General features: G+C 58.3%; 20 protein-coding genes and 2 pseudogenes. 14 read left to right on the top strand and 8 right to left on the bottom strand.

The genetic code is table 11. The features are described from left to right. Positions 1–578 precede the first annotated feature (578 nt). From MESAU_RS30800 to MESAU_RS28785, 3 genes and pseudogenes are all read left to right on the top strand, one after another. Positions 579–1,193 (top strand): trans-sulfuration enzyme family protein, encoded by a 615-nt coding sequence (locus MESAU_RS30800; protein WP_425339448.1) that lies wholly within the window; start codon positions 579–581, stop codon positions 1,191–1,193. 128 nt (positions 1,194–1,321) lie between these two features. Then, positions 1,322–2,219, top strand: a pseudogene (locus tag MESAU_RS28780) (dihydrodipicolinate synthase family protein). Positions 2,220–2,523: 304 nt separating this feature from the next. Further along, positions 2,524–2,715 (top strand): hypothetical protein, encoded by a 192-nt coding sequence (locus MESAU_RS28785; RefSeq protein ID WP_013533545.1) that lies wholly within the window; start codon positions 2,524–2,526, stop codon positions 2,713–2,715. A 1,009-nt stretch (positions 2,716–3,724) separates the two neighbouring features. Here the strand turns inward: MESAU_RS28785 and MESAU_RS28790 are convergent. Both MESAU_RS28790 and MESAU_RS28795 read right to left on the bottom strand, forming a co-directional pair. Continuing rightward, the gene (locus MESAU_RS28790) at positions 3,725–4,030 is read right to left on the bottom strand and encodes a hypothetical protein (RefSeq protein ID WP_013533546.1); all 306 of its coding nucleotides are present in this window, start codon (positions 4,028–4,030) and stop codon (positions 3,725–3,727) included. 21 nt (positions 4,031–4,051) lie between these two features. Next, a complete protein-coding gene (locus MESAU_RS28795) occupies positions 4,052–4,930 on the bottom strand; it encodes an IS1 family transposase (RefSeq protein ID WP_081285673.1) in 879 nt (292 codons plus the stop codon). Between the two features lie 107 nt (positions 4,931–5,037). On the opposite strand from MESAU_RS28795, the gene MESAU_RS28800 reads away from it, so the two are divergent. The 3 genes from MESAU_RS28800 to MESAU_RS28810 are packed head-to-tail and all read left to right on the top strand — an operon-like array spanning position 5,038 to position 6,929. Further along, positions 5,038–5,331 carry a type II toxin-antitoxin system RelE/ParE family toxin gene (locus tag MESAU_RS28800; RefSeq protein WP_013533548.1) on the top strand — a complete coding sequence of 98 codons (294 nt, stop codon included), beginning with the start codon at positions 5,038–5,040 and terminating at the stop codon, positions 5,329–5,331. After that, positions 5,331–6,464 (top strand): HigA family addiction module antitoxin, encoded by a 1,134-nt coding sequence (locus MESAU_RS28805; protein WP_013533549.1) that lies wholly within the window; start codon positions 5,331–5,333, stop codon positions 6,462–6,464. The genes MESAU_RS28800 and MESAU_RS28805 overlap by 1 nt, the downstream gene beginning before the upstream one ends. Before the next feature lie 3 nt (positions 6,465–6,467). After that, the gene (locus MESAU_RS28810; RefSeq protein ID WP_013533550.1) at positions 6,468–6,929 is read left to right on the top strand and encodes a hypothetical protein; all 462 of its coding nucleotides are present in this window, start codon (positions 6,468–6,470) and stop codon (positions 6,927–6,929) included. Positions 6,930–7,151: 222 nt separating this feature from the next. Here the strand turns inward: MESAU_RS28810 and MESAU_RS28815 are convergent, their stop codons facing one another. Together MESAU_RS28815 and MESAU_RS28820 are read right to left on the bottom strand one after the other, a co-directional pair. After that, positions 7,152–7,337 carry a hypothetical protein gene (locus tag MESAU_RS28815; RefSeq protein WP_013533551.1) on the bottom strand — a complete coding sequence of 62 codons (186 nt, stop codon included), beginning with the start codon at positions 7,335–7,337 and terminating at the stop codon, positions 7,152–7,154. Positions 7,338–8,045: 708 nt separating this feature from the next. Continuing rightward, the gene (locus tag MESAU_RS28820; protein WP_013533552.1) at positions 8,046–8,759 is read right to left on the bottom strand and encodes a GntR family transcriptional regulator; all 714 of its coding nucleotides are present in this window, start codon (positions 8,757–8,759) and stop codon (positions 8,046–8,048) included. Between the two features lie 370 nt (positions 8,760–9,129). Here MESAU_RS28820 and MESAU_RS32285 point away from each other — a divergent pair, with 370 nt between their 5' ends. Beyond that, the gene (locus MESAU_RS32285; RefSeq protein WP_276325686.1) at positions 9,130–9,606 is read left to right on the top strand and encodes a hypothetical protein; all 477 of its coding nucleotides are present in this window, start codon (positions 9,130–9,132) and stop codon (positions 9,604–9,606) included. Between the two features lie 590 nt (positions 9,607–10,196). Here the strand turns inward: MESAU_RS32285 and MESAU_RS32505 are convergent. After that, positions 10,197–10,370: a transposase gene (locus MESAU_RS32505; RefSeq protein ID WP_157163674.1), complete on the bottom strand. Its 174-nt coding sequence runs from the start codon at positions 10,368–10,370 to the stop codon at positions 10,197–10,199. Here MESAU_RS32505 and MESAU_RS31430 point away from each other — a divergent pair. The 3 genes from MESAU_RS31430 (at position 10,312) to MESAU_RS30830 (ending at position 12,452) form a co-directional block, all read left to right on the top strand. After that, positions 10,312–10,527: a hypothetical protein gene (locus MESAU_RS31430; protein WP_150111244.1), complete on the top strand. Its 216-nt coding sequence runs from the start codon at positions 10,312–10,314 to the stop codon at positions 10,525–10,527. The two genes, MESAU_RS32505 and MESAU_RS31430, sit on opposite strands and share 59 nt — an antisense overlap. A gap of 898 nt (positions 10,528–11,425) precedes the next feature. After that, positions 11,426–11,998 (top strand): Spy/CpxP family protein refolding chaperone, encoded by a 573-nt coding sequence (locus MESAU_RS28830; RefSeq protein ID WP_013533554.1) that lies wholly within the window; start codon positions 11,426–11,428, stop codon positions 11,996–11,998. Positions 11,999–12,041: 43 nt separating this feature from the next. After that, positions 12,042–12,452 carry a response regulator gene (locus tag MESAU_RS30830; RefSeq protein ID WP_081285670.1) on the top strand — a complete coding sequence of 137 codons (411 nt, stop codon included), beginning with the start codon at positions 12,042–12,044 and terminating at the stop codon, positions 12,450–12,452. Between the two features lie 1,517 nt (positions 12,453–13,969). Here MESAU_RS30830 and MESAU_RS28850 read toward each other — a convergent pair. Next, a pseudogene (locus tag MESAU_RS28850) lies at positions 13,970–14,467 on the bottom strand (IS5 family transposase); the annotation flags it as partial. Between the two features lie 405 nt (positions 14,468–14,872). Between MESAU_RS28850 and nodU the strand changes: the two are divergent. Continuing rightward, positions 14,873–16,552 carry a nodulation protein NodU gene (gene nodU / locus MESAU_RS28855; RefSeq protein WP_013533556.1) on the top strand — a complete coding sequence of 560 codons (1,680 nt, stop codon included), beginning with the start codon at positions 14,873–14,875 and terminating at the stop codon, positions 16,550–16,552. An 886-nt stretch (positions 16,553–17,438) separates the two neighbouring features. On the opposite strand, the gene MESAU_RS28860 is transcribed toward nodU, so the two are convergent. Next, complete coding sequence (locus tag MESAU_RS28860) at positions 17,439–18,401, bottom strand: CHAT domain-containing protein (RefSeq protein WP_013533557.1); 963 nt, start codon at positions 18,399–18,401, stop codon at positions 17,439–17,441. Between the two features lie 495 nt (positions 18,402–18,896). Between MESAU_RS28860 and MESAU_RS28865 the strand changes: the two genes are divergently transcribed. From MESAU_RS28865 to MESAU_RS28875, 3 genes are read left to right on the top strand one after another with little or no spacing between them, the layout of a single operon-like run. Next, positions 18,897–19,994 (top strand): CHAT domain-containing protein, encoded by a 1,098-nt coding sequence (locus tag MESAU_RS28865; protein ID WP_013533558.1) that lies wholly within the window; start codon positions 18,897–18,899, stop codon positions 19,992–19,994. A 51-nt stretch (positions 19,995–20,045) separates the two neighbouring features. Further along, complete coding sequence (locus MESAU_RS28870; protein ID WP_013533559.1) at positions 20,046–22,469, top strand: caspase family protein; 2,424 nt, start codon at positions 20,046–20,048, stop codon at positions 22,467–22,469. A gap of 9 nt (positions 22,470–22,478) precedes the next feature. Further along, positions 22,479–23,558: a ComEC/Rec2 family competence protein gene (locus MESAU_RS28875; protein WP_013533560.1), complete on the top strand. Its 1,080-nt coding sequence runs from the start codon at positions 22,479–22,481 to the stop codon at positions 23,556–23,558. A 178-nt stretch (positions 23,559–23,736) separates the two neighbouring features. Here the strand turns inward: MESAU_RS28875 and MESAU_RS28880 are convergent, their stop codons facing one another. Beyond that, positions 23,737–26,748: a DEAD/DEAH box helicase gene (locus MESAU_RS28880; protein ID WP_013533561.1), complete on the bottom strand. Its 3,012-nt coding sequence runs from the start codon at positions 26,746–26,748 to the stop codon at positions 23,737–23,739. Positions 26,749–26,750: the final 2 nt, after the last annotated feature.

Below are 26,750 nucleotides of genomic sequence, written 5' to 3' on the forward strand. Positions count from 1 at the left end.
ATCTGAGTTAGTGTGACGGCATTGTTCCCGAAATCAAGAGGGCTAAAGCCGATGGCCAGCGCCGAAGATTCGCTTGAAAACGAGGCAATATCAATGCCGTTCCGGAACGAGGTCGACCTCGCATTTGCCACCCGGGCCATACATCACGGCTACGATCCGGCCGGCTTTTCCAATTCCGTTCAGACGACTGTGTTTCTTACATTGACCTACGGATTTGAAAGCGTGGCAGCAAACGAAGCCGCCGCAGCAGCGGAAGACTCTACGCACGCGAATACAACCCGACGACTGAGGTCCTCGAAAAGCGGCTCGCCAATCTCGACGGAGCCGAAGCTGGGCTGGTACTCGCCTCGGGGATGGCGGCCTTCGGCACGCTGATCCTTTCGCCGCTTTCGCAAGGTGACGAACTCATCGTCCACAACACCGTTTATGCCAATACACTCGCCATGGTCGAACAGGGCCTGCCGCATTTTGACTAAGGTCGTTGCCCTCGACCTGTCAAATCCCAGTAATTCGATGGGGCCATCACCCGAAAGACTCGGCTCGTTTTCTTCGAGACGCCGATCAACCCGCTGAGCCGTATCCTCGACATCGCTGCCATTGCCGAACACGCCCATTCTCGCCGGGTGAAGGTCGCGGTCGACAGCACCTTCGCCTCGCCCGCCCTCCAGCGTCCACTGGAACTCGGAGCTGACATCGTGATCCATTCCCTGACCAAGTACATCAACGGACATGGCGATGCGCTTGGCGGTTTCATACTCGGCGATGCGAAGACATTGCACCTGTTGCGCGAAACTGGCCTGCGCTATCTCACCGGGGCAGCGCTCTCGCCCATGTCCGCATTCCTGATCTTGCGCGGGCTGAAGACACTCACGCTGCGTATGGAGCGTCACAGTGCCTTTGGGCTCGCGGTCGCCCAGGCGCTCGAGGCGCACCTGGCTGTGGCTTGGGTTAGCTATCCGTTTCTCCGCTCTCATCCCGAGCATAAGATCGCGCGCAGACAGATGTCGAACGGCTCAGGCATGTTGGCTCTCGGCCTCCAAACGGGGTTCGAGGGCGCGCGCCGTATGATGGACGGTCTCACGTTGATCACCAGGTCAGTCAGCCTTGGCGATGCTGACAGTCTCATTTGTCATCCGGCAAGCCTAACCCGCTCGCGCAAGTCAATCCATCTGCAAGGACGCGCCTTTGCCTGAAGCAGTCGGCGACGACCTCATGTGCCTGTCGGTAGGCTTGAAGACGCCGCCGATTTGATCACCGATCTCAACGCTGGAGGGGGTCTGATGCCCAACGCTTCACGCAATCTAACAGCGGGAGCTTCAGCATGGCTTTCCTGAGCGGCCTTTGGCCTTCCCAATAACGCCAAGCGATAGTGACGGCAGCGTCGATATCCTCGCGCTTCGAAAGCTCAAAGCGCGGCTTTGTGCAGCAAAGGTGGATTCCATCGGCCTGCTCGGCAGCACCGGCACTTACATGTATCTGTCGCGCGAGGAACGCCGCCGGGCAATTTCTGAAGCGCTGGACGAGACGGTGGACGAGTCCCGCTCGTGGTTGTGGGCGCTTTGCGCACCGATGAAGCGGTAAAATATGCAAGGGATGCGAAGGCCCTCGGCGCAGCCGCGGGATTGCTCGCCGCTGTGTCATACAGTCCGCTCACTGAGGACGAAGTTTTCGAGCATTTTTCGACAGTGGCGCGCGAAAGTGGCCTTCGTATCGTGATCTACGACAATCCTGGAAACACGCATTTTCGCTTCACGCCAGCACTCATCGCGCGTCTGGGACAGTTGCCTGAGATCCTCGCTATGAAAAACTCAGCGGACCGGGGCGATGCTATCGAAGGCCAACTTGCGCACCAGAAAGAAATTCTGCCGAAAGGATTCTCGATCGGCTACAGCGGCGACTGGAACGCCACGGCGGCCCTGATCGCGGGCGCCGACACATGGTACAGCGTCCTCGGTGGCATCTTGCCGGAGCCCTGCCTGGCGATCGTCAGAGCGGCTCGGCACGGCGACCACACAGAAGTACACCGGATAGACGCCACGCTGGCCCCGGTGTGGGAGCTTTTTAAAACGTTCTCGAGCCTTCGCATTGTCTACGCTATCGCCGAGCTCCTCGAAATCTGTTCCGCCCAGCCCCCACGGCCAATCAAGCCGGTTTCAGCGGCCGCGAAGTACCAGGTCGCCGAAGTCCCGGCCCGTTTAGGATCAGGTCCCCAATCGTAAGCCCCGCTTTCGAGCGGTGTGCTGACCACCGACGGATTACAGCTCTCGACCCCTACCCAGCGCGCTCACCGTGTGTGCCGAGGGAGCGCAGCACCTCCCGTCCCTCGGGATATGTGACCACATCCTTGCTCCAGCGGCTTGCGAGGCCAGCTCTCACTGCGGCACAGTGCCGGCAAAATGTCATCGTCCGAGCATGCTACTCCTCCTAATTGTGTCAAGTTTAAATCAAATTGTCCTGTGTATGTTGACCGTTGCGCGACACTGACCTCGTAGAGGGCTGACGCGGCGGCTACTGAGAGGTTAAATGAAGAGCGATTTTTCCGCGGCCCGGGTGCATTTAGATCGGGCATACCACTATCTTGGTGGTGATGACCCGATGAGCCAGACGGGGCGTGAAGCCTTGGACGCTATAATTGAGGCGGTCGCCTTCGAAGAATTCAAACAGCCCCGCCAACAGGCGGAGGTGCTACCATTTCCGGATGTGCGTCGCTTCTGAGACGATCGCTCTAGCTATTAACCTGGGGAGCAAATCCTCCCTGCTCCCCAGGCATAACCCGATGGGTAATAGCCATGAAGGCCTGGGGCGCGCATCCACGATGCCGGGCAGGCAGCGAACTCCATGGGCGGGGAACACGCGGTCGATTGGGCCAAGGTCCTGTCCGAAGCGCGGTGTTACGGCCCCGCGTTAGCCACGCGGTCGGCGATCTTTCTGTTGTGAATTTTACTATGCTTCCTGCGAGCGCCGAGATCGAGCGTTCAACCCGTAGGCCAAACTTCATCTTAGTGTTCGCTACAAAAAGAAGACGGAGCGCCCATGGATGCGCCGCCTGTATTGCGTTCGGAAAACGCATGTGAACTGCTGGGCTAGGGACTGGGCGGGTCTCGTAGATCGTCGATGTTAGGACTTCCTCTTCGGTTGTGGAGCGCGGGGCTCACAGCTGCGTAGTCGTAGGCTGCGATGAATACGAATATTTTGAGCGGCGCCGTCGGCCTGCATGTTGGACCTGATCGTGTCGCCCTCCGCCGCCGGAATGACGGCGCCACGTAGGACCGAGAATTTCGGATAGGCATCGACGAAAGCGCCCCGAAGGCCGTGTGATCCATGTGATGGCCCCGCCTCATCGACTCTACAAGTCCCGTTGTCGGTACGCGGGTGCGAGCCATCGTCCCGTCATTGTCCAGGGGGCAGCCCGTGATCTTTCCGGCCGGCGCGTCCGATGAATTCGAAGTGCGCATTTGGCTCGATGCGCCGCCTAACCAATGCAGATGTACTGAACGTTCCACCACAATGGTTGGGTCCGGAGCCTCGCCCCTCCAGATGACCGGCGGGGCGTCTCGTTGGTCCGTTTGGCGGCGACCTCGCCTCCGGTAGTCATGCGATATGCCGCGTAAGGCATAGCCAGATCGACGATTTCCTGCCTGGCTACGTCAACAAGCCCGAACTCAAGGCTTGGCCCTGAGAAACGCGTTGGGTAGTGGGTCAGTTTGAAATTCAGGCCGCATTTTTAGCGTAAAGGGACATCTAGAACCCGCTCTCGCTCGGCGACTTCGGCATCTGTCAACGATCCCATATAGAGACAGTTGGCAATTCGGTTCTTCTCCGTAGGGGAAATGCCGAATGCCTTATTCAATTTTGCCAACTGATCGACGCAATCCTCACGAAGGACCGCTTGCAGCTGCTCCTGCTCCGCCTCGTCTTTCTGACGCTGGTAATTGCGATATTCGCCGAAAAGGTAATAGCCGACGCCAACGATCACCGCGATGCAGGCGCCGGCAATTAAGAGGCGCAAACCAGAGTCGGCCTTGTCCATTTCTCGCCCTCCCCAAAACCGCTAGGAACGCTTTTTATATGTTCCGCGAACCATCGGCTTTTCGGCTTCCTTCGCTTCGATCAGCGCAACGATATCGCCGATCTCCCAAAGTTTGCCAGTGACGCCAGCGGCCATCGCCGGGGTCATTCGCAAGGTGGCATGGATGCGAACAAAATTGTAGTCCATGAAGTGAAGCGCCACGGCGTTGGCGTGGGCTTCCACCTTCTTGGAAAAGCCGTTGGTCAGCCGAGTGAAGCGGCGCATATGCATCCGCATGGTGAGGTTCTGGCGCTCAGCAAATGACGTGCTGACATGCTTGATGTTTGGATTGCCTTCGATCCGCTCTTTGTTCGCTCCGGTGCATTCGGCGGGGCTGTAACGGCCCTTTGCGCTGTCAGGGGAGGCGCCATAGAGCTTGATCAGCATGGCGTAGTCGATGTCGCCACCGAATGCACCTTGAACAGCCTCTAGATAGGCCCTGTGGCCATCGCTGGTCAGCTGGACGCGATTGGCGAGGCGGCGCGAAAGATCGTCCATGAAGCCCATCGCGTATTCGCTGTCGCGACCGCCGACCAGCCACGACATGACAAGCTTGGTGTCGGCATCGATGGCCGTCCATGTCCATGTGTCGCCAGCGCCTTCCGGGGCAGCCTTGGCCGTCGCGACGTTCTTCTGCTTGGCGTAGGTGAAGCTCCAGATTTCATCGACCTGCACTCGCTTGCTGGTCAGGTTGCGAAGGGTTTCATCCTGATACTGTGCGCAAATCGCGCCAGCGTCAGAGAGAAGTTTTGCCACCGTATTTTTGCTGGTACCCATGATGCGGGTAATCGAACGGATCGACTGACCTTCGCAGAGCATGTGAAGGATACCAGACCGGGCTTGGGCGTCCAACTTATTCATACTGACCATTATGCATAAGCGCTCTTGCTTTGCAACTATTATTACGCTATCCGGGATAAAGGGTATTGAGATTTTTTCTCCGGCGCTATATAAAAGGGACGTGAGGCATGGAGATCGAATTTGCCGATGATGACCTCGACAAACTGGACCATGATCCGAGTTTCGATGCGGGCTTTGGCCCTGACATTGTGCGTGGATTCTGCAAAGCGCTATGGGCATTGCGCGCTGCCGTCGACCAGCGGGACCTCTATCGCGGCGGACTCCGATTCGAGAAGCTTCAGGGGAGAAGGGGCCACCAACATTCGGTGCGGCTGACCAAGCAGTGGCGGCTCATCATTGAGATCGTCACCGACAACGAAGGCACCCGACTGCGGGTAATTGAAATAACGGATTATCACTGATGCCAAGGAATATGACCGATCGGACGCCAGCTTACACTTTCCCACCGGGCGAGTTCCTTAAGGACGCCTTGGATGAGTTGGGTTGGTCGCAGACAGAGTTTGCGGAGATCATCGGCCGCAAGGCCAATGTGGTGAATGAGATCATCATGGGTAAGCGCTCGATCACGCCAGACACGGCGCGAGAGATCGCTGCGGCGCTGGATACGACTCCGCAGTATTGGTTGAATTTGGAATCCGCTTATCAGCTGGCGAAAACGTCGCCGGCTGACGAGCGGATCGCTCGCGAGGCGGAGATGCGGAAGCGCTTTCCCGTCCGAGATTTGGCGAAGCGTGGCTGGCTTCCGCAGCGGCCCGGCGAGAGTATGGAAGCATCGGTTTGCCGCTTCTTCGGAATCGCTTCGATTGGCGATCCTATCACCGGATCGTTCGCCGCATGGAGGAAGAACAACGAAGATGTTTCCACTATCCAACTGGCTTGGCTTATCCGCGTAAAGCGCCTTGCGGAAGCGATGGTCGTGCCGAAGTTCTCGGAAACGCTACTGCGCGACGCGCTTGTCCAGCTTGAAGCCTTGATGGTTGACCCGGAAGAGGTCCGCCATGTCCCGCGCATCTTGCATGACTGTGGTGTGCGGTTTTTGGTTGTCGAACCGCTTCCCGGCTCGCGTATTGATGGGGTGTGTTTCTGGCTGGACAAAAACAGGTCGCCGGTCATTGCCCTGTCGCTTAAGGGTGGCGACCAGATCGACCGCTTTTGGTTTAATCTGCGGCATGAGATCGAGCACATTCTCAGGCTTGAAGGTCGCGATAATCCGGTCATCGACAACTTCGAAGATGACGACCGACTTACAGACGAATCCGAACGTGCAGCCGATGCGGCGGCGGCGGATTTCTGTGTGCCGAGACTGAAGATGGAAAGCTTCATTCGTCGGCATGACCCGATCTATTCCAAACCAGGGTTGATCGGTTTTTCGAAACTAGTGAAGCGCCATCCCGGCATCGTGGCCGGGCAAATACAAAAGCACCTCAACAGATGGGACTTATTCAAGCAGTACCAAGCCAAGGTGCGGCATGTCCTCATACGTACGGCGATGACCGATGGGTATGGGGTGACACCGCATCTGAAGGAGATTTGAAGCATGACTTACAGTAAGCAGATGCAGAAAATCGTTGCAGAGTACCGCATGTCCGGCGAGCCGTGGCCGGCAGGCACCAGAACAATGGCCGCTTGGGCTATCCGAACCGGACGATGGGAATTGCCGGAGTCGGCAGCAATCTCCAAATGCGCCGAAGATTTGCAGTCGGCCATGCGCGAAGATTACATCACCGACAAGCGCGGAAGAAAGGTTCGCAAACTGCATCCCGCCACGACCAAGTCAGGCGGAATGCAGATGGTTCTGTGGGACGATATTCGAACCGCCCCACGACACCATATGCAGATGTCGTTCCAGCAGCGCCGTCGCGGGATCGTCGGTGACGTTCGGCAGTTGAAGATCGATGTCGATAGCTACAATGATGCGAGGTCGGACGAAGAGCCTATCCAGATGGATTTCGACTTCACGATGGACTTGGCGGAAATCGAGGCAGCAGAAGCTGCCTAGTCGTCGCGCTTTCTCCAACGGGCCGATGCAGCTAGCCTTGCTGCATCGGCCCTTTCTTCTGCCGACATGCGGTCAGCCCGTACGCGGCCACCGATCTTACCGCCACGTCGCCCTAGCTCCACAGCGGCCTTGTTCTTATGATCTTCTTTGGCCGGCGCTTCGCCAGTCGCGATGTCAACAATCGACCTTGCCAACTGGTTAGGATCGCGCGGGCGCTTGGGCTTAGGTCCGGTTGGCATACTGGTATCCTTCTAGCCTGCGCAAATCCGCCTCGATTTCCTTAAGAATTTTCTTTCGCTTGGCGATCTCCTTAGCGTCGGCAGGCTTTAGGTCCATGCCTTCCACCCGCTCGATGCTATGGCGGACCGTGTCGCGCAACCAAGTCATTTCCTTAATGACGTCGAACATGCCAGTTCCTCATGCTTCGCGTTGAGCATATATAGGAGTTCGGCCTATCGTGCGACAGTCGGTTGACGTCGATTGACGGCATGGCAAATTTCAAACTGACCCACTACCACGCGTTTGCGGTGGATCGCCACGCGCGACAAGGTGATCGAGGCCGCCATGGCGGTCGGCGCACCACTTCGTCATGAATCTAACCGGCGGGTATGAAGCCCGGACCGAACAGGAGCTGCAGATCATTGAGGAGAGTTTCCTTTCGGGCGAGACCGTGACGTCTGTCGCCAGACGACGGGGCGTGCGCCGGCGAGCCTCGGCGTGGCGCGCCGAAGCGGTGCCGTACGCCGTTCGGCGGCCTTGTTTGTTGAGAATGCCGGCGATGACGGCGTCGGGGTATGCGGCGCCAGCCCCCGCAGCAGCACCAGCGTATGCTCGTCCGTACGACGAGGAGCGGGCCAGCGGGCCGACGCACATATCTATCTTGAACGCTCCGGCTGGCCCCCGGTCTGGACAGATTCCCGAAAATTGGCGCGATCGAAGCTTTTGAGCGGTGTTCGCTATAACCTTCACATCAATCACCGCGCCAATCCGTCAGGCGCGAGGCTCGCGCGGGCAAGTGGATGTTGAATTTAGTTAATCCTCCGGGGAATCAGCAAAAGCGCCGGCAGCAACAGCAGCAAAAGTGAGCCAGAGCCACATCTCGGTGGAAACCGCCGGTCAGCTCTCGTCGAAATTCGACAGCAATGTCTTCAACCAGCTCTCTTTCGTATCCCCGGCACGAAGATTACCCTCCAGCACAAGCTCGGGGACGTTTTCAATTATCGCACTGAATTGCCGACCAATATTTGCGATCACCCCATTTTTGTCTTGCTTGTCAAGAAGCTCTACAAGCTGTCTCATATCACTTATAATACATGATAGACGCTCCGGCCGTTGCAAATCCAAAAGACGTACATATCTCGTTCGGATGTTGAACTCATGAACGAGATCCAGCATTTTTCCATTGTTTCCACCCTCTGCGATCTTCTCATAAAATACCTCGAGGAACTCCCCAAACAAAATACAGTCGTTAGAGCTGGGGATCGTAGGAAGCGTTGACCACAGCTTGGAATGCTCATCTGGGCCTTGCCTGAAAACACCCTGAAGTATTGCGTTGGCAACACCATACTCATCTGATAATTGCTTTGTATCCAGCTTTCTTGTGTAGTAGCCATTGCGAGGAGATCCGACGATGTACTTTTCGGTTTCGATCTGAATCAATGCCTCGCGTAACGGGGTAACGCTCGTTTTCAGAGTAACGCTGATTAGACGGGGGTCGAGTCGCGTATCGGGGGGTACCTTAAAATCGACGATAAGCTTCTTCAATGCTTTATAGAGTCGATTGGCCTTGGACCGATCCCACCCTGGTGTATCTTCGTGCTGCCTATACATGCCTTCTCCTGGGAGAATGGTTTCTGCTATTCAAAGAAGCTTGGGCTGCAGCCCCACTCCTGGTGTCCCTCGCCCGCCCGATCTGCCCTTACAACCCGGGGGAGCCGGTTAGATGGGGCTGATCCTCGTGCGCGCAAGTGACATTTTTGCCCCCCGGGGGCATTTGAACCTCGCCGCCACATCAAACGGTGAGCCAAAGCGGCCGCTTTAAAGCTGGCCTCACCGACTTCGCCATGCCATCGGTATCGTTCTTGTTTCGTTAAGTTTCGCTGAAGGCGCACCAGAACCTGGTCGTCACCGGCCAGACCGGGATCGAAAGTCATGGCTGGCCTGTGCCTTCGACCGTCAGGCGGCACGGCTCGATCATTCCGTGCTCTACCTGCGCGTTTTACGGCTCTCCGAGGGCCTGGCGTTCGCCCGCATTGATGGCCGCTGCCGCCGCCTCATCTACAAGCTCACGCGCGTGCGGCTCCTCATCCTCGACGACTTCGGAACGCACTCCCTCTTGGGGAGCAGCACTTCCATCTGTTCGAACTCCTCGAGAAACGCTATCGGCGCAAACCACCCTGATCACCGCCTGTGGCCAGATGGCATCATCGCCGAGCTAAATATCAGGGGCCGCGGCCATTCTCGACAGGCTCGCTCAGAACGCCCACCGCAGCGCTCCAGTGCGAAAGCAAAGCCGCTACGTCTCCTAGTGCGCGTCGCAGCCTCACTTTGCCAGAGCGCCGCCTCTATTCACTTCCCATGTATCTTAGTGAACAAATGTCCGCCTACTAAGCATCACGTCGTTCGCTGCCTGCAGTGCCTGCCCGTCACCTTCCGCCCTTCATTGTGGAGAATCTGATCCAAATGGCCAGCCGAGGTGTTCATGGGGCGCGCGATTGCGGGTAATCCTCTGCGCTCCACTCGTGATTATTGCACGTCCGATAGCCAAGGCAATTCTGGGCAACGCTGACATTTCCGCAAACACGCGCCGCACGATTTCCTCGGCGATCCGCTCCGGGGATCGACGTGGGCTCGTCTTCGGCCGGTACGAACGATGCCATGCCGGCGAGGCATTCGCGCAGCATGCGCCACGACCTTCGCCGCAGCGGGAACTGGCTTCATGTACATGCGCGAATTAGCCCTAAAGAAGATTGAGCGCGCGATCAAAATCATCGTTGCCACCAGACGCGGGCACCAAGCGCTAGATTCCTTCCACCGTCATGAGTGCTGACAACGGCCTTTGGCGTAGAAATTGGCCCGCCACTCGATCGGCGATCGAGGCACTTGGACTGCGGATATCAGGTGCAAGAGGCGGACTTGACGCTCTGACGGGCCGCATTTTTGCCTGGACGCGCCGGCGCGTCTGGAACGACCCGATCGCGAACGACGTGTGGCAGCGCTTCGATCGGGTCGACCTTGCGCCGGCCGATGCGGTCTGATCCTGTAAGCTCAGGCGCCCTCGACCAACGCGCGCCGGGCATGGTGTTGCCGGTCGTTGTGATGCGGCCCGCGCCAGACGGTCTCGCCACTCGATTGCTCGCCAGGGACCAGGCCGAAGTAGGCCATGAGCCGGCGTGGATTGAAGAAGCGGGTGAAGTCGCCGACTTCCGCGACCAGCACCACGGCAATGGCTGACGCGATACCGCGTATTGCCTACAGGCATCACCCACCGGGCGCCGGTTCGTTCCGGGATCGGGCTGAGTATCTGTTCCTGGACCTGCTGCAGGCGCCGTTCCGCATCCATGACGGCATCGACGTAGTCCTGAATCCGACCTGCTGAGCGGGATGTTCGAAGGCCAATGTCAAAGCCATCGGCAGTAAGCCATTCGCCAGGCCGCCCCACGCTCTTGCTTATGCCCGTGACGCAGCAGAAATCGCGAAGACGTTCATGCGCTCGCGTCAATATCTGTCGCACGACGGGGCTACACAGGCGATCAGGTCGCGCATGGCTCTTCGTGATCGTTATGGGCACCCAGACGGGGGGGTCAACTCTCCGGCCCGATTGCGGCGGGCGAGCATGGTGGCATCGCGACGGTTTATCTTCACCCGATCGGCCGGCCGCCTCGGAATCAGCGATGACGCCACCACGTCGCAGCGATGACTCAGGCTTGTGAGTTGGCGATAACGGCCATAACCGCACGCGCCGGTCTCATAGCCAAACGCCAGCGGCTTGCCGGAATACCCAGACGGTTGCAGAGCTTTTTGATGCATCAGTGTCATTGGGAATCTCGCCGAATATTCCAGCGATCCGCCGCGTCAGCTCGCTGCCACCGCGATCGAAATCCGCTCCTTGTGAATATCCACATAGGGCCCGCCTCTTGTGCATGAGGCACTGCGCCGGCCAGCTGGCTTAACCCTCGGCCGTTGCTTATCGGATGACGCCCCCCCTCAGGCCCAGCAGTCATAAGGAGTACGTGGAGTCGCCGCGGCTCCCGACACCGTCACATCAATCCAGAAATTGAACAATAAGTTGGACTATATTATTAAATATATGTTAGTATACCTCTTCACCTGTGGGCGACATGCCCGATTGCATCATGTTCCCGCAAAATACTGGGATATATTCGGAAATATACTTATATTCTCTTGCCTTCTAACTGGCACAAACCTATCTGGTGCAAATGCCGGTTCTACTGATCCAGGCATTCCACTCGACCAACATTCAAAGGAATATGTTTATGGCCGAACCTGAACCCTCTGCGTGGCAGAAACTTCGTCACCATTTCTCCCGCGCTCCGAAGTCGAAGAACTGGGGCAAGCGCATCGCAATCGGCGGCATTGCGGTCGTCACGCTTGCCAGCGTCGGCGTCTCTGGCGCGCTCAGCCAGGGTTACGGACGCGTGCAGCGCTTCGACGTCGGCGGCGGCCACGCCGGACCCGACATGCACATGCAGACCAGCCTCCGCCATGGGACGGGCTACTGCGCGCATGACTTAGAGTCCAAGCTCGCTGATCTTGACATCACGCCCGAGCAGGAAGAAGAGTTGGCGGCGATCACCGACGAGGTCCATAACCATATGCGCCTCATCGAGCAGGGCTTAATCCAGGCGCACAATGATCTCGCCGAGCTGCTCAACGCGCCAACCCTCGACCCCGACGCAGTGGAGGAGGTGCGCGCCGAGATTGTCGAGTGGGCCGGCGAGGCTTTGCGCGCGCTGACGACCGATCTGCTGGATGCCACCGAGGTGTTGACGGCCGAGCAGCTTGAGCAGTTGCTCGACGATTTCGAGGATCTCGAAGATCGCGGATAAGCTCTATACGAGCACAGGTTCGAATCGGAGCTGACAAACGAGCATGGCGGACCAGGTCCTCATCGTCGATGAGGACAGGCGCCTGTCCGCCATGCTCGCGGAATATCTGACGGGTTACGGGTTTCGTGTACTAACGGCGGACACGGCGGGGTGGGCATTGCCGACATCGCGCGGCAGTACGCCCCAAGCCGTAATTCTCGATGTCAGGCTGCCTGACATGGACGGCTTAGAGGCGCTCAAGCGCAGCCGCGCGAACTCCGACGTGCCGGTTCTGATGCTGACGGCGCGGGCCGACGAAACCGACCGCATCGGGGCTGGAAACAGGCCCGGGCGATATTGGAGGCGCAGGCCAAGTAGACCTGTGGAAGGTTGTAACTCTCATCTGCATCCTGAAACGCCCACCTCAGAAGGGAAAGCTGATCCGAACCCTCATGCGGCGGGGCGATCAGGATGAGATTCGACCTGTCTCCCAAATAGTCTCGCCATAGAGCGCTCAAGCTCAACCTGCAACGCGAATAGTTTTCGACAGAATCGGAAAATAAGGCAAACATGTGATGCAACGACTGTTACTGACATCTGTGGCGCTTTGTGGCCTGACGGCGGGCGCTACCGCCACAGTGCCGGTGAACGCCGAGTCCGCGTCTATAGCCTGGGCAGGTCTATAGCCTGGGCAGCGGCCCCTCCAGTTTTTTCCTTCGAAGGTGGCCAGCGCTATTTCTACAGTACCGGCAAAACATCGAAGGACCTTTACAATCATGAAGGCACGTCACTGCTCTCGCGGCTTACCTATGACGATTTAGACGCGTATTCAATTGAAGTCTTCTTCAACGCGATCCACAATCCGACTGGCATTTTCGTCAAGGGCCTCGTCGGTGCGGGCTGGATTACCTAGGTTCTCTCGTCGACGAGGACTTCAAAAACGGCTTCTCATAATGCGGATAGAGTTGCGTGTACCGCGCCAATGCAAACAAGGCGGTTCAAAACATCCGAAAGTCGGCTTCTGTTACTACATTGTCAGCTATTAGACATCGCCGAAGACGCCGGCCGACAATCCCAGCGAAGAGAGGGGCCGAGTCGTTCTCGGCATCAACCTGGCCCGTGAACAGGTACCAGCCCACACATCGTAACCAAGGTGACGGCGGCTACACGGAACGTTGGCAGCCTGACGTATCGCGCGGACTAGCACGCCGGCACGAACAAGGGTCTGGCCCGGATACGCCGCCCCATAAACGTTGATCTCATCAATGCGCTACGGAGCTCAGCATTCCTCGGAGAGCCGGTCGAGGGCGGGGAGTTCCCGCGAAAGACGACCGACATAATCGCGCAATTCCTCCTTCGGCACTTCTGAGCTCAGGTTTTCATGCATGGCCACAAGACCGCACATGCTCGACAGCGCATTGCTGAATGTCGTTGGAGCGATCGGATACCGAGCAGGGGCGTGCCGGCTTGTGCCATTTCTCCGAGCCGGTGCCCCCGGCATGAACAGCCTCGGTAGATGAACAACAGATCAGCTCCCGACAGTCTGGTCCGACGAACTATTCGACGCAAATCAGCAGCACTTCCGTACCGCTGGTCGCTAATGTCAGGCTTGCCCTTGGCAAGTTGTGGCGGGCGGAGGAGCTATCATGAAGACTGGTGAGACTCATAGCAAAGCAGCGTACGCCAAATCCCGGAACCAGTCGGTGTTTTCAGATGAAGACGCCTTGCTCTCTAGAAAAGGTAGAAGCCAGATTGAAGTCGAAAATGCTTCTGCAAGCGCGTGCGGCAGATAACGATCCACGCGCGACCTTTTGCGACCGGTGGATCAATGATCGAGGCCTGCTTCTTGACGATGATGCCATTGATATCGCCAAGGCAGCGTACCTAGCTTTTTTTCAGCAAGAACAACTCGTATCCGCCGATTATGAGGTTCGAGCACGAGCTGGTGACCATGGCACTCGAGTTGTTTCACGCGAGGCCAGAAGCCGTTAGAAGCTTTATTGCATCGGGTTGGAGGGCGTCGAGCATGGCGGCGGCGGGCTTGCCTTCATGTGCCTGTCCGGCCGTCGGGACAAGGTCGATCGCCCGGCCTTCGGCATCGACGAGCGCGGGGATCTTGGTCGTGAGCCCGCCGCGGGAACGTCCCATGCAGCCATCGTCAGCGCCCCCCTTTTTTGCCGTGGCAGCGTGCAGGTGAACGCGGACACAGGAGCTGTCGATCATGATGATCTCGCCGTCAGATGCCTTGGAAACCGCCGCCAGAAGCCGATCCCAGGCCCCGGTTTTGCGCCATCGCACGAACCGGTTGTAGAAGGTGGTGTAGGGGTCATAGCGTTCCGGCACATCGGCCTAGGGTGAGCCGGTGCGGAAGCGCCACAGGATGCCGTTGAGCACCTTGCGGTGGTCAACGCGTGCCACAGCGCGGACCTTGGCGGGGAGATGAGGCGCGATGATGCCCCATTCAAAATCGCTCAATTCATACCGACGCATCAAAGCCTCCAAAAGAAGCCCTGAATCAGACTTACATCAGCACGATACCCAGTTTATGAGTGGCCTAGCGCTGTCGAACAGCCGATCGGCGCGTTGAGGCGCCAAGGGCTGCTGACCGGCAGTTGCCAGCAACCAAATGCTGAAGGTGGCGTGCGGGTCGCCGTCACGAGAGGACGCAGACGGCAAGCTTGGCTCGGGTGGCTTGCTCAACAGAGCGCTGGGGCTCCGTGTCCACCATCTTCTAGATCACGCGGCAGACCTGATCATTCATCGCGCGGATGCCTCATATCCAAACAATCTAATTTACCGGTCCCGCATCATAGCGCATAGCGCGACATCGAACCCACGGCTTTTTCTCAGCCGTTTTCAGCGGGTGCTCTACTGGCACCTCGACAAGGATCTACTATGCGTATTTGCGGTATTAAGCTGACGCACGACGGCGGGATTGCTGTCGTGGAAGACGGCAGATTAATCTTTTGCGTCGAGCAGGAGAAGCTTGAAAATAACCCACGGTACCAACATATCGAGCGGCTTGAGACGGTCGTAGCTGTTCTGGCTGAAAACGGGCTGGCTCCGGGCGATATCGACCGGTTCGTCATTGACGGATGGGACGGTGAGATCCAGTCGGAATTCCATGTTTTGAGCAAGGGCTCCCCGATCACTCTCAACGGCGCGCCATATGTGGAGTGGGACGCCGAAAACCCACTGAAGGCCTATGAAGGTTCCGGTCTCGTCCTCGACAATGGGGTATTTTCCTACGAAAGCTACCCGCATGTTCTTGGGCACGTGGCTTCTGCATACTGCACCAGTTCATTCGCGAAAGCAGAAGAACCGGCGCTTTGTCTGGTATGGGACGGCTGCATTTTTCCGCGGCTTTACTACGTCGAGCCAAGTGGAGTGAGATTTGTTGGCAGCCTGTTTCCGATGATAGGCCATGCCTATGCCGCCGCCGGTCAACATTTCGGTCCTTACAGGCAAGAACTGCGGGCTGGCTGGAATCTGGGCATCGCCGGCAAGTTGATGGCTTATATCGCGCTTGGAGTAGTCCGTGAACACATCGTGAATGTATTTCAGGAGCTTTACGATGACCGTTTCGCCGGGGATACGGACCACGCGTCGGAATACAGGAACAACACCCACAGCGAAGAGGCGCTGCTCACTGCTGTACACAACTTCTTCGATGCTAGCGCCTCGGCACTAATTTCCGAAACTCCCGAGGACATACTTGCTTCTTTCCATGCCTTCGTAGAGCGTCTTCTCGTCCGGGAACTGAAAAGCGCACTGCGTCGGTACTTGGTTCCGGAAACCCGAAACCTGTGCATCGCCGGCGGATGCGGGCTGAATATCAAATGGAATAGCGCCCTTCGGGCGAGCGGTTTATTCGACGCAGTCTGGGTACCTCCGTTTCCAAACGACAGCGGATCGGCGATTGGTGCCGCTTGCTGCGCGCTGTCCGCCGACAAAGGTTTCGTGCATCTTGACTGGTCAGTCTACAGCGGGCCGAATGTGGGCCGTGGCAAGATTCCCCCCGGTTGGCAATCTGCTGCTTTCAGCCTGAAAGATCTTGCCGGTTTGCTCGCCGACAACAAGCCTGTGGTGTTCCTTGCAGGCCGCGCAGAGCTTGGTCCGCGTGCCTTGGGAGGCAGAAGCATTCTGGCGGCTGCAACTTCGCCGGAAATGAAGGACCATCTCAACAAGATCAAATTGCGAGAGCACTTCCGGCCGGTAGCGCCAATATGCTTGGAGGATCGTGCACCTGACATGTTTGACCCCGGCACGCCGGATCCTTACATGCTGTTCGACCACCGGACCCGTTCAGAGTGGAAAGAAATAATCCCGGCGGTCGTCCATCTCGACGGAACTGCGCGACTTCAGACGGTTTCAAGAGCTTCCGAACACCCAATTGCAGAACTTCTCATAGAGTACGAGAAACTCACGGGCATTTCGCTGCTCTGCAACACGAGTGCAAATCTCAATGGACGTGGTTTTTTTCCGGATGCTGCTGCCGCCTGTGAGTGGGGCTGCGTAGACCACGTTTGGTGCGATGGGTTGCTTTTGACCAAGACAAGTCAATTCGAGGGCTGACCGAGCCGCAGCCAAGGTTCCTGCATCGCCGGCGTGGAGCGCGGCTGCGACAATCATCGGGTCGCACATCCATGGAGCTGTTGCTCCTTGGCTGGCGTCGATCACCACATAAGGTCAAGGTGGGCACATAGGCTACCGTGCCGTCTCCTTCCTGAGCCGCCGGGGTGACATGCGACCGATCATTCCAACGTCGTAGTTGGCGTCATCGCAAAGTATCCGGCGGCCTGAATGGTCTAGATCACAGCCTCCTCGAGGAACGGTTCGTTGCACGAAATTCGCTCGTAGGAAAATGGCGACAGGTCCAGTGTCTGAAAACCGCCGCGGATGCATCAATAACGTTCAATGGAAGAAACTGACCGGTTAGGTTCGTTGCCTGCCATACCTCAGGGGTGAGCATCCGACGCCTCCCGATGCGCCGAAGGCCGACGGAAGCCACTTTAGCAACGTTGGACGGATGAACGAGGTTCGATATCCCGAAGCTTGCGCTTCCTCTTGGTTTCCGCACTCCTGACAAGATGCGACTTTCGCGTATTGCTTTGCGCTGGCAACAGTTCGGTTGGGCCAAAAGCCCGCCGCTGCGGTTGACTGGAAGCCGCCATTGACTGCCCCTGCGCCGCGACCGTCCTCGAGACGCGTGAGAACACTAGGCGCGCGATAGACACGCTACAGCCTTCATCGCCGCTGAGTTGGAGAGAGCAAAACTGCGCAGAGAACGGCTCCAAACCCGACAGTGACGCGCAAATCCTTTGCTGAAGAGCTTGAAAGTGACTCGCAACCGAGGATGCGCTCATCAGCATTGCTGCGGAGATGAAAGTGGGCGGTCGGAGGTCATTCAAATCGTGTTGCGCAAGTGGGAGCTCAAGCGGCTGTAGAAGCGAACACCCGGCTAAGGACACTGCACGATAACAGGCGTTTCGTGCTCCGCGATGCCAAACAGTTTCAATTCGACAATCCCCAGTTCGAATGCGACCGGGATGCCCTTTCCGGCACCAAGTGCTCGGTAGAAACCCGTGGCGAACGCGATCGCCGCTTCGTCACTGATCGTCGTGTGCATGCCGATGACGAAGGGGACATGCGGGGCAATCGCAAGAGCCTGGTTTTCAGAAAAGCAAGCGTTGAGCAGGACACACTGGACTTTCTCGCCCGCCGCCGCGAACAGCGCGGCCAACGCGTCGGGGTCGATTTCGTGGCTCGTCCCATCGGATGCTTCCACACAGATTGCACCATCAGCAGTACCGTGGCCGGAGAAGTGCACATAGGCCGGTTCGAGCTCAAGCAGTGCCCGCACCATGTCCTTGGCACGGACTGCTCCGCGTGTTTGGAGGTCAAACCGCTCGCGGTATCCTGCCATTGCCAGCTCTTCTCGAATGTCCCGCAATTCCCTGTCGAGCCGCAACCGTGTTCTGTCCGAGGGATTGGCCGCTAGAAAGAGTATCCGGAGCTTCGTAGCCGTCTCGACAGCTAGTCCGCTCAGAGAGGTCACATAGTCCATTGTACTGTCGGCCCAGAGCGCGATACCATCGAAGAAATCGGCTTCTGCGCGTTCGTAGCGACGCTGCGCTTCCTCCGTCCCGAAATGTTCACGTGAGACAGGCGGGTTGCGCGAATCTCTGATCGCCTGCGCGAACTCACGGCACCCCTTCCACTGCTGGCTGGGATCCCCTCCGGTTACCCGTCTGGCCTTCTCCCGCACAAGGCTTTCAATCAGCTCGACCTCCGCGTCCCTGGGCCATTCTTCGGGCGTGATACCAGTGTCTTCCTTACGGTAGTGTCCAGCGGTACGCTTCGCCCTGGCCTTGAGCGAGCCAATAAGGCTTTTTAGCCCACTTCCGTTCGCGTCGATTTCCATCTTAGCCACGCTAATCCCCAATGCAGCGCCGTGCCGAGCAATGTACCCGTCGTGAGGCGCGAGCTTCACCTTAAAGCGAGCTGTGTTCGCCTGAACCGATTCGAGCCGAGGTCTCTTGCGATCCGCTGCCGCCACCACCTGCCGATGGGATCGCTGGGATCTTCTCGGCGGAGGTGCGCTTCCTAGCCCCAATGCCGCTGCCCGCTCGACCGCTGTTCGGTCGCCACGACTCGACCATACGTCGCCTCGTGGGTCGACAATTGGTAGGCAAGTTCATACGGTTTAGCTTCGAGTTCAAGAGCAGTGATGGAGAATTGCATGAATCAGCCAACTCTGCCGCCCTCTGAGCAGGAATTACTTGAACTTTGTCCTCAGAAACGCGAGCCAGGGAAGCGAGGAGGCCTAGGTCCGATGTTTCAGGCGCCACTGTTTGATTGCCCCCGGACAGCCCTTGCTCTTGGCTCGACCGCACCCATTCTGATTTCGGAGTAGACAATGTCGCGCATCGATAGCCTGCGCAGCGAACTCGCTCGGCTTAAGCAATCGGAAGGGCGGCTTCGGAAGGAACTCGCCGGGCACGAGGCAACAGTTGCTGTGGCGCGGAAAGATGCCGGTTCGAAGCGTCAGTCGGCGGCGCGGTCCCGCAATGCGTCGTCGATCAATTCCTATCTCCGCTCGGCTGTGTCACTCGACCACAAGGCCACCGAAAGCGGTAAGAAGGCTGCCGCGGTCGCCGAGAAAATCGGTCGCAACGCCAAGGACCAAGCGAGCAAGCAGGCAGCGATCGCTAGCGCGGAAGAAGACCTGCGCAAGGAACGCGAGCGCGCCGACAAGAAGCGCCGACGTGAGGAACTCACTCACGCGCGTCAGGTTCACGGGCTCCTGCAGTCGGCCCCGCATCTCGCGCGTATCCCCGAGCCCAAACCCGAACGGCTCCGAGTCCTCTACGTCACAGCCAATCCCGAAGCGACCGAACGCATCTACCAGCGCGACGACGGGTCAGTCGTCGAGGAGGGCCGGTGGCTCCAGACCGACCGTGAGGTGCGGGACGTTCGCAAGGCACTCAAGAGTGCGCTGCATCGCGATCTCATCGATCTCGAGCATCTTCCGGCAGCGACGTTCGCCGATCTGATCGATGGGACAAACGAACGACGTCCGCATGTTATCCATTTTTCGGGTCATGCCGCCGAGGGCGCCTTGCTATTTGACGACGGGCTTGTCCACAGTACTCAAGCACGACCGATACCGCTGCAGTGGATTGCCGATCTGCTGGCGGCAACGACAACGCCACCGATTCTCGTTGTCCTCAATGCGTGCGACAGTCTCGTCGGCGCCGAAGCGCTGCTCGAAACGGTCGCTGTTATTATCGGAATGCGTGGTGAAGTCGGGGATATTGGCGCCAGGGTATTCGCAGTGCGTTTTTATGCAGCGATCGCTGAGGGGCAGCCGGCGGGGATGGCTTTGCAGCAGGCCAGACTTGGCCTCAAGGACGCTTTGCTGCTGGACGACGCCTCCTTGCTCGAGTCGTTGTCACGATCGGGGACAGACCTTGATCAGGTTGTGTTGGTGAAGGGGCAAACGCCCGCCGCCTGAGACTGATAGTTCGTGCCGGCGCGTCCGGACCAAAATGGAACTGGGGGACTGATGAGTAGCGACGACAACGCTGAACGCGACAAGGGTCTCGTCTTTGTGGATACCGCTTTCGACCGACGGCCCGCGACCCATGTGATGATCATTGGCGTCGGCGCGTTTCAGAGCAAGAAGCTGAAGCCGGTTACTTCACCGCCGATCTCGGCACGCGCTATCGCCGACTGGTTTCTCGATCAGAAGGCCGGATTCACCAACCCGGAGCGGCCGCTCGGGAGCCTTGCACTGGCCCTCTCTGAAACGCCCCCTGGGCAGGCTGGCGCCCAATATGCAAGCGTAACCGTGCCACGAGCGACGTTTGCCGAGGTGAAGGCTGCAGTGAAGGACTGGGTCAAGCGGGCCAATACGCACAAGGACAACGTGATGGTGCTGTTCCTTTCAAGCCACGGCGAGAGCTTCGGTCGGAGGACAGCCTTCTTACTTGAAGACTACGACACAGACCCGCTTGAGCAGACCGCCGGAATGACCGAGATCGAGCAGTTCATTACAGCGCTCGAGAACGCTGTGCCGACGTCGCAGCTGTTATTGTTCGATTGCTGCCGTTTGAAGACCTCGTTGGGGCTGCCTGCCGAAGAGGAGTTCGGCACCAAGCTGATCTCGCTTTCACGAGCGCGGGACGACCACGGTGGAACGCGCCACCAATGGGCGCTCTGCTCAACTAGCCTCTATGAGGAGGCCGACGGTCGGCGCGATAAGACAACTGTCTTCACCGACAGTTTGCTCCGAGCGCTCAACGGTGCCGCGGCCGACGTGTCGGGGGCTCGCTGGCCGGTTCGACCCGGCATTCTCGTTGACCGGCTCACTCAGTTTCTAAGGCTCTTTGCTCGACCAGACGGGTCGTTGCAGACGCCGGCGGGCCGAGCCGCTGGAAGCTTTGCGATCACCTATCCTGGCGGCCTTGATCGGGTGAAAACCTATGTCAGTCTTTCCGATCGAGCCCGATGGCCACGCTGTCGCACCGTCATCTCAGACCATCGGGAGGTCGTATCTACGAAAACTGCGGGCGAGGCCGCGCCCTTCTTCGCGGAGTTTGACCTCGAAGAACTGAAGACAGTGACGATTTCAATTGATCGGGACGGCAAGGCTCTTGGGTCAGAGATACTTACCCCTCGCGCTCCCGTGGCATTCGTCGAAATCGGAGCGGTACCGACCGTCGAAACCGCCTCGCCAGTCCCGCGTCGCGGCCCCAGCGCCGAATTGGTTTTTGAGTTTACTGCCGCAGCGGAGGTAGGGGCCGGCTTCGTCGTCGCATTGTCGCGGCGCGACGGCAACAACCCCGGTCCACTGAAACCAGTAGTCGGCGGCACTCGCGAAAAGCTGCGCCTTGACGTCGAGCCGGGTGCCTACAGCGCCGTCATTACGCTTCCCGACGGGACGAGCGTCAGCAGGGAACTCCAAGCCGAGCAAGGCGCGAGTGTCCATAGCCTGATTGTCAGCGGCCCTTCCCTGCATGAATGGCTGGGGTATGCGACCTTAGCCGGCGCGCTTCTTGCCAGCACCTCAATATCCCAGGGGCCAGACGCGGTCAGCGCACCTCGATTTCCACAGCAGCCTCTCAATCCTAGAGGACCGACGGTCACCAGTGTCGCCCGTTCAATGCCGGCCCCCTCGTTCTCCGAACTCGTCGGGGTAATGGCCAAGCCGCGCGACGCAGCCCGCCTAGGTGCGGCAGGCCCGCGAACACCCGCCTTGCGGGAGGCAGCGGGCGACCGGGACTTTCTTCGCTTTGATGTGCCCGAGCACAATCCTCTGGTCTTCGAAGACGCCTACACGCAGCGCCGCGGGCCGCTCTGGGCCGTCCTTGGATTCGGTACCCGCATCGAAGCGGCCTTTGTGCCGCAGTTGGGCCGGCCGAGCGACCCAAACGAATGGTCCGCTCACCTAATCGTCGCCGCCGCTCCAGCAGAAGGGCGAGCCGCGACGTCGGGCATCGTCGAGTCATACCGATGGTCCGGCCTGCTGGCGTTCCTCGCTTCGCGCGACTTTGAGCGTGGCTCCGAGGTTCTCAAGGTCATGCAAGGAGAGGTCCGCGAGGCCGTCCGCAGCAAGATGACCAACCCGCTAGCGGCCGTGGCGGGTGCTCTAATCGCAGTGGGAGCCGGAGCATCGGAGCTTGTGCCACGGCAATGGCTCGAGAACATCACCAACCGGTTTCCGCAAATCCCCGACGGGCCTATTATCCTGGCGCGTCGCCTGATGACCGAGAGGTCGCCCGACTTCGATCGCATCTCCGAATTGCTCGAACAAGGGTTCAGCCGCGGCGTGCCATTTTTCTCGCTCACCTGCGACTGGCTGGCCCGCGGTCTTGAATCGGTTCCTGGGTCGCAGGAGGAGTCTTCACAGGAGCGAGGGCTGGTCCGACGGGTCGCGGCTCGCGTCGATCCGCAACAGGCCTTCACAGTGGTCAAGCTTACTCCATGAGGTAGCTCAATGTTCACACTCACCATGAATCCGGCGTCTGAGGGCGATGCGCTTGTCCTCGCCTGGGGCGATGAGGACCATTCGTATCACGCCCTGGTCGATCTCGGCCGCACAAAGGACTACGGCACTGCCCGGCCTGCGCTAAAGGAGATGAGCAACTGCGAACTCTTCGTAATCAGCCACATCGATGCCGATCACATCGAAGGAGCCATGCCTTTGGTGCGCGAGGCCGCGGCGCCGTTCAATCCCAAAGAGGTGTGGTTCAATGCCTACCATCACCTTGTCGAAGCGCGCGACCGCATTACAGCGGGTCTCGAAACCGAGCCGCTCAACGCCGAGCAGGGCGAAAAGCTTTCGTCCGGCATCGATAAGTTCAATTGGAAATGGAACTCCCGCTTCGCCAGCCGCATAGCCTCACGTGGGAGCCCGGAGGCAAGTGGCGAAATTAGCTTCGCCGGGCTCGCGATTCGCCTACTCTCGCCCAACGATGCAGATCTTGCCGCGCTGATCCCGCGTTGGATGGACGAACTTGAAGCCAATGGACTCCGCCCATTCGACCCTGACCACGGAATGGGCGAACCTGGCTCAGATCGCGAGCCCTTGTCCGGGCTGGACGTCGAGCAACTCGCCTCCAAACGCTTCAAGGAAGACACCGCCGCGCCTAATCGCAGCAGCATCGCCTTCATTGCCGAGTTCGGCGGTCGCCGCGTCCTTTTGGGCGCCGATGCCCATCCGGGCATCATGGAGCGCGCTTTGCGGGAGCTCGGAGCGAGCGAGGCCGAACCCTATCCCCTCGCTTGCTTCAAAGTCTCCCATCACGGCAGCAAGGCCAATACCTCGCCAGAGATTCTTAGGATTCTCGATTGCACGGCATTCGCCTTTTCGACGGATGGCTCGCGCCACAACCACCCCGATCCCGAAACTATCGCAAGAATCCTTGTGAATGACCCGGTGCGTCAAAAGGTTCTGTATTTCAATTATGCGCAAGAGAACACCACGATCTGGAACGACCCCGAGACAATGCGCCGCTTCAATTACCACTGCGTGTTTCCTGCCCAAGGCGAGCAGGGCTTGGTCATTTCTATCTGAGGGGAGTGGTCGCGTTCTCTTCCTCAGGGCAAAATCTGGGCACGGTCATCGGTCTTGTGATGACCATTACATGCCATGTTGCCGCATCGCGATCTGTTGGCCAAATGAGGTTGGAGCGGGCGTGAAAAAGCCATCGCAACCCCTGCCTTCCTATCGACCGCAGCCATACGAAGGCTGTTCAGGACCCAGTGATAGCAAGTTCCTCGTGCAATGCGGCGTACAACATATTCCCTCTCGCGTTCAACAAGGATACGAGTTCGGCTTCGGTTGCATGTTCGACTTGCTCTCGACTTCCATATCCGTTTCTCCACAACTCGAGGATTTCGCCGCGCGCTAAGACGATAGGTAATTCAGTCAAGGAGAAGGCTGCGCCGGGTATTCCAAGGTCAAGGCGTTTAAGCAAAGTACTCACCTCATCCGGATCATCAGCTCGACCAAGAACGATCGCAGCTATTCGGAGCACCGAGTCCAACAGGAAGCGGGTACCGTCAGCAAAACCCCTTATGTCGCCATGACGAATGGGCGAAAACGGATTGGTGGTGTAGCCAGTCTCAATATCCGTGATTGTAACGCCTTCGATCCAGTCCGAAACGATGAGCGCACGTTTGCAGCGACCGTAATATTTCACATCGCTTTCCGCACGATGCCATAGGGCACGCGCCACATGTTGGCCAAAGCGTTGCGAAACTTGTTGCTGCCGTTGCGGCTCACCGCGTCTTGTTTGAGGCGTGTAGTCTTCATCGCGTTCGGGCAGTGCTTCCAATAAAACGAGAACCGTCTCTAGCCCTATCGAATCCGGCGGCAATTGGCGTAGCAGCTCAACAGCCTGCATACTGGATTCCAAGCTGAGGGGTGACTCGCCGCAGGCGCGCCCTAGAGGCGTTAGCCTCAGCCTTCCATCGCGCTCATCAATCAACCCATCGTGCTGCATCCTCGTCATCAAATTGAGGAGCCGGGTTGACATGCTGCCGCGCCAGGCGGGATCTCTCAGCGAGGCAACAAATCCTCCATAGGTGTTTGCCACCAGATCGACAACCGCATTGCTTGGAATATCCTTTACCTGCGCCAGAAGTCTAACGACCCACGTGCCCGGGCTTCTTTCGTCGAAGGAAGACTGGATGCGTTCGGGACTTCCCTGAACGTAGCGCCGGAAGAGATTCTCTCGCTCCATGCCGGTGTCGGCGAGAACTATGGCTTTGCCTTCTGTCTCGTAGCCTAGGCGACCTGCACGGCCCGCCATGTTCTTATACTGAGCGACAGTGTAAGGCTGCGGCTCCACTCCGCGAAATTCCGTTTCGGCCACGATGACGGTCGAAGCCGGCGTGTTTACGCCGGCAGCTACGGTGCTTGTCGCCACCAAGACCTGAATCCCACCGTTTGGATCGCGAAAGCCTCTCTCCACGATCATGCGTTCTTCGCGATTAAGATCACCGTTGTGAAAGGCAACGCCGCCGTTGAGCGCGCGGCGAAGGCGTTCGGACATATCCGAACGATCCATTCCCGGCAGCATGTCCGCGATTGCTTGTGCTGGCGGCAAACCCAACTCGGCCGCGAGATATTCCGCGCAACCGGCGGATGGTCCTCTCGCGTTACGAAAGACGATGACCTTTTCGCCCTGACCGGCGAGATGCCGAACCAGCGGTACGAGAACGTCTTGGGAAGATGGCTTATCCCGGCGCTGCCGTATCTCGCAGCGTGCGAACAACTGCGCGACCTCCACCTCACCATTAGGACGCTGCAACTTCCACACGCCGCTCCGATCAATGACACCTTCTGTCAAGGGAACCGGACGCTCGGTCGTAAGGAGAAGTTCGCAATCAAGCCAGCGCTCAAAGTTGTTTGTGTCGCCGATTACCGCACTCAGGGTCGCCAACTGAGGTGCAATCCCCCGCTCGCGTGCACTCAAAAGATTGGTGAGGATTAGCTCCACAACCATCCCACGACCCGGCTCTGTGATAAACTGTCCTTCGTCAATCACCACAAGACCGATTTGGTGAAGGATGTGTGGAGAGGAAACTGACAGAGCCAAAAACTTCTCGTAAGTGAAGAAGGCTATGTCGTACTTACCCCTTAGAACGTCGCCAACCTGATCTTGCCAATCGCCGCTGCATCGGGCGATGCGCAGATTCAAAAGGTCGCCATAGAGCGCAGAGAAATCTTCGAATTTTTCATTGACCAGCGCTTTGTAAGGGAGGAGGAAAACCGCCTTCTTTCCCTCGCCGATTGCTTTCAGTGCTGCCATCTCGCCGACAAACGTTTTGCCGGCACTTGTCGGCGCTACGACGAGAAGAGATTTTCCATCGAGCACGCCATGGCTATTCACAGCGGCGATCTGCAATGAATTCAGACCGGCGGGGAAACGATCGCTCCAAGCGTTCAGCGCATTCTGAGGAATTCCGTAGGCCGAAAGCTCCCCAATTGGACCTGTAACAGTGACCGTGCCTCTTTCTGGATAGAGCGCGCGGTAGCATTCACCGCGCATACCTTTCGGCAGGGTTAGCTCTCCTTCGACATGACCGAACATCACCGGAGTCTGTTCGTAACCGAATCGGGCAGCGTTGGCGCGGACCATTTGCACAACGCGGTCCACCATCGCAACCACGCTCACCGGTCCATCACTCTCCAGTATGCAATCCAAAATCGCCTTCGTAAAAAGACCGTGGCGTGTTTGGGGGTCTTCGAGGGCCTCCTCGTTTGGATTGCATGCAGCGAAAAGAATACGGCCCTGTCCACCAACTTCGGCGAGCGGCATCCCCGCTGCGCGCGGAATGTATCCGACATCCAGAACGCGTGCCGGCGCGCCACCGCTAAAGCAGCAATCTAGCAAAAGCAGGACAGCGCGCGCTCGCGAAGTCCGAAACTTCGCGGCAATCTCCGTCATGTCTATTGTCGTTCCCGGAACGTCGTCAGAGCGCGTATCCGTCAAAACTAATCGGTGGTCTTGCGTGCCGTGGCCGGCAAAAAACAGGATGACGACGTCATCTTCTGATGCACCGTCGAGCACATCGTCAAAGATGGCCGAAACCCTCGCATAAGTCGCGTCGTGGTCAGTGATAAGCGTTGGCTGAAACCGGTCAATAGAATCCGACAGCACCGCGCACAAAGTCGAAGCATCACCCACAGCGCCGCTCAGTTCCCGCGCAAGCGGATCAAGATGTTTGTTGATTCCAATAAACGCTGCGCGGATCATGG

The organism is Mesorhizobium australicum WSM2073, from assembly GCF_000230995.2.
GTDB lineage: Bacteria > Pseudomonadota > Alphaproteobacteria > Rhizobiales > Rhizobiaceae > Mesorhizobium > Mesorhizobium australicum.

Excerpts from the sequence above, each read along its gene's own strand:
- MESAU_RS28865 (WP_013533558.1), top strand. The coding sequence starts at position 18,897 with ATGTCGCGCATCGATAGCCTGCGCAGCGAACTCGCTCGGCTTAAGCAA.
- MESAU_RS28875 (WP_013533560.1), top strand. The coding sequence starts at position 22,479 with ATGTTCACACTCACCATGAATCCGGCGTCTGAGGGCGATGCGCTTGTC.
- MESAU_RS30830 (WP_081285670.1), top strand. The coding sequence starts at position 12,042 with ATGGCGGACCAGGTCCTCATCGTCGATGAGGACAGGCGCCTGTCCGCC.
- MESAU_RS28785 (WP_013533545.1), top strand. The coding sequence starts at position 2,524 with ATGAAGAGCGATTTTTCCGCGGCCCGGGTGCATTTAGATCGGGCATAC.
- MESAU_RS28870 (WP_013533559.1), top strand. The coding sequence starts at position 20,046 with ATGAGTAGCGACGACAACGCTGAACGCGACAAGGGTCTCGTCTTTGTG.
- MESAU_RS28795 (WP_081285673.1), bottom strand. The coding sequence starts at position 4,930 with ATGAATAAGTTGGACGCCCAAGCCCGGTCTGGTATCCTTCACATGCTC.
- MESAU_RS28860 (WP_013533557.1), bottom strand. The coding sequence starts at position 18,401 with ATGGAAATCGACGCGAACGGAAGTGGGCTAAAAAGCCTTATTGGCTCG.
- MESAU_RS28830 (WP_013533554.1), top strand. The coding sequence starts at position 11,426 with ATGGCCGAACCTGAACCCTCTGCGTGGCAGAAACTTCGTCACCATTTC.
- MESAU_RS28810 (WP_013533550.1), top strand. The coding sequence starts at position 6,468 with ATGACTTACAGTAAGCAGATGCAGAAAATCGTTGCAGAGTACCGCATG.
- nodU (WP_013533556.1), top strand. The coding sequence starts at position 14,873 with ATGCGTATTTGCGGTATTAAGCTGACGCACGACGGCGGGATTGCTGTC.
- MESAU_RS28805 (WP_013533549.1), top strand. The coding sequence starts at position 5,331 with ATGCCAAGGAATATGACCGATCGGACGCCAGCTTACACTTTCCCACCG.
- MESAU_RS28790 (WP_013533546.1), bottom strand. The coding sequence starts at position 4,030 with ATGGACAAGGCCGACTCTGGTTTGCGCCTCTTAATTGCCGGCGCCTGC.
- MESAU_RS28800 (WP_013533548.1), top strand. The coding sequence starts at position 5,038 with ATGGAGATCGAATTTGCCGATGATGACCTCGACAAACTGGACCATGAT.
- MESAU_RS31430 (WP_150111244.1), top strand. The coding sequence starts at position 10,312 with ATGAGCCGGCGTGGATTGAAGAAGCGGGTGAAGTCGCCGACTTCCGCG.
- MESAU_RS28815 (WP_013533551.1), bottom strand. The coding sequence starts at position 7,337 with ATGTTCGACGTCATTAAGGAAATGACTTGGTTGCGCGACACGGTCCGC.
- MESAU_RS28820 (WP_013533552.1), bottom strand. The coding sequence starts at position 8,759 with ATGTATAGGCAGCACGAAGATACACCAGGGTGGGATCGGTCCAAGGCC.
- MESAU_RS28880 (WP_013533561.1), bottom strand. The coding sequence starts at position 26,748 with ATGATCCGCGCAGCGTTTATTGGAATCAACAAACATCTTGATCCGCTT.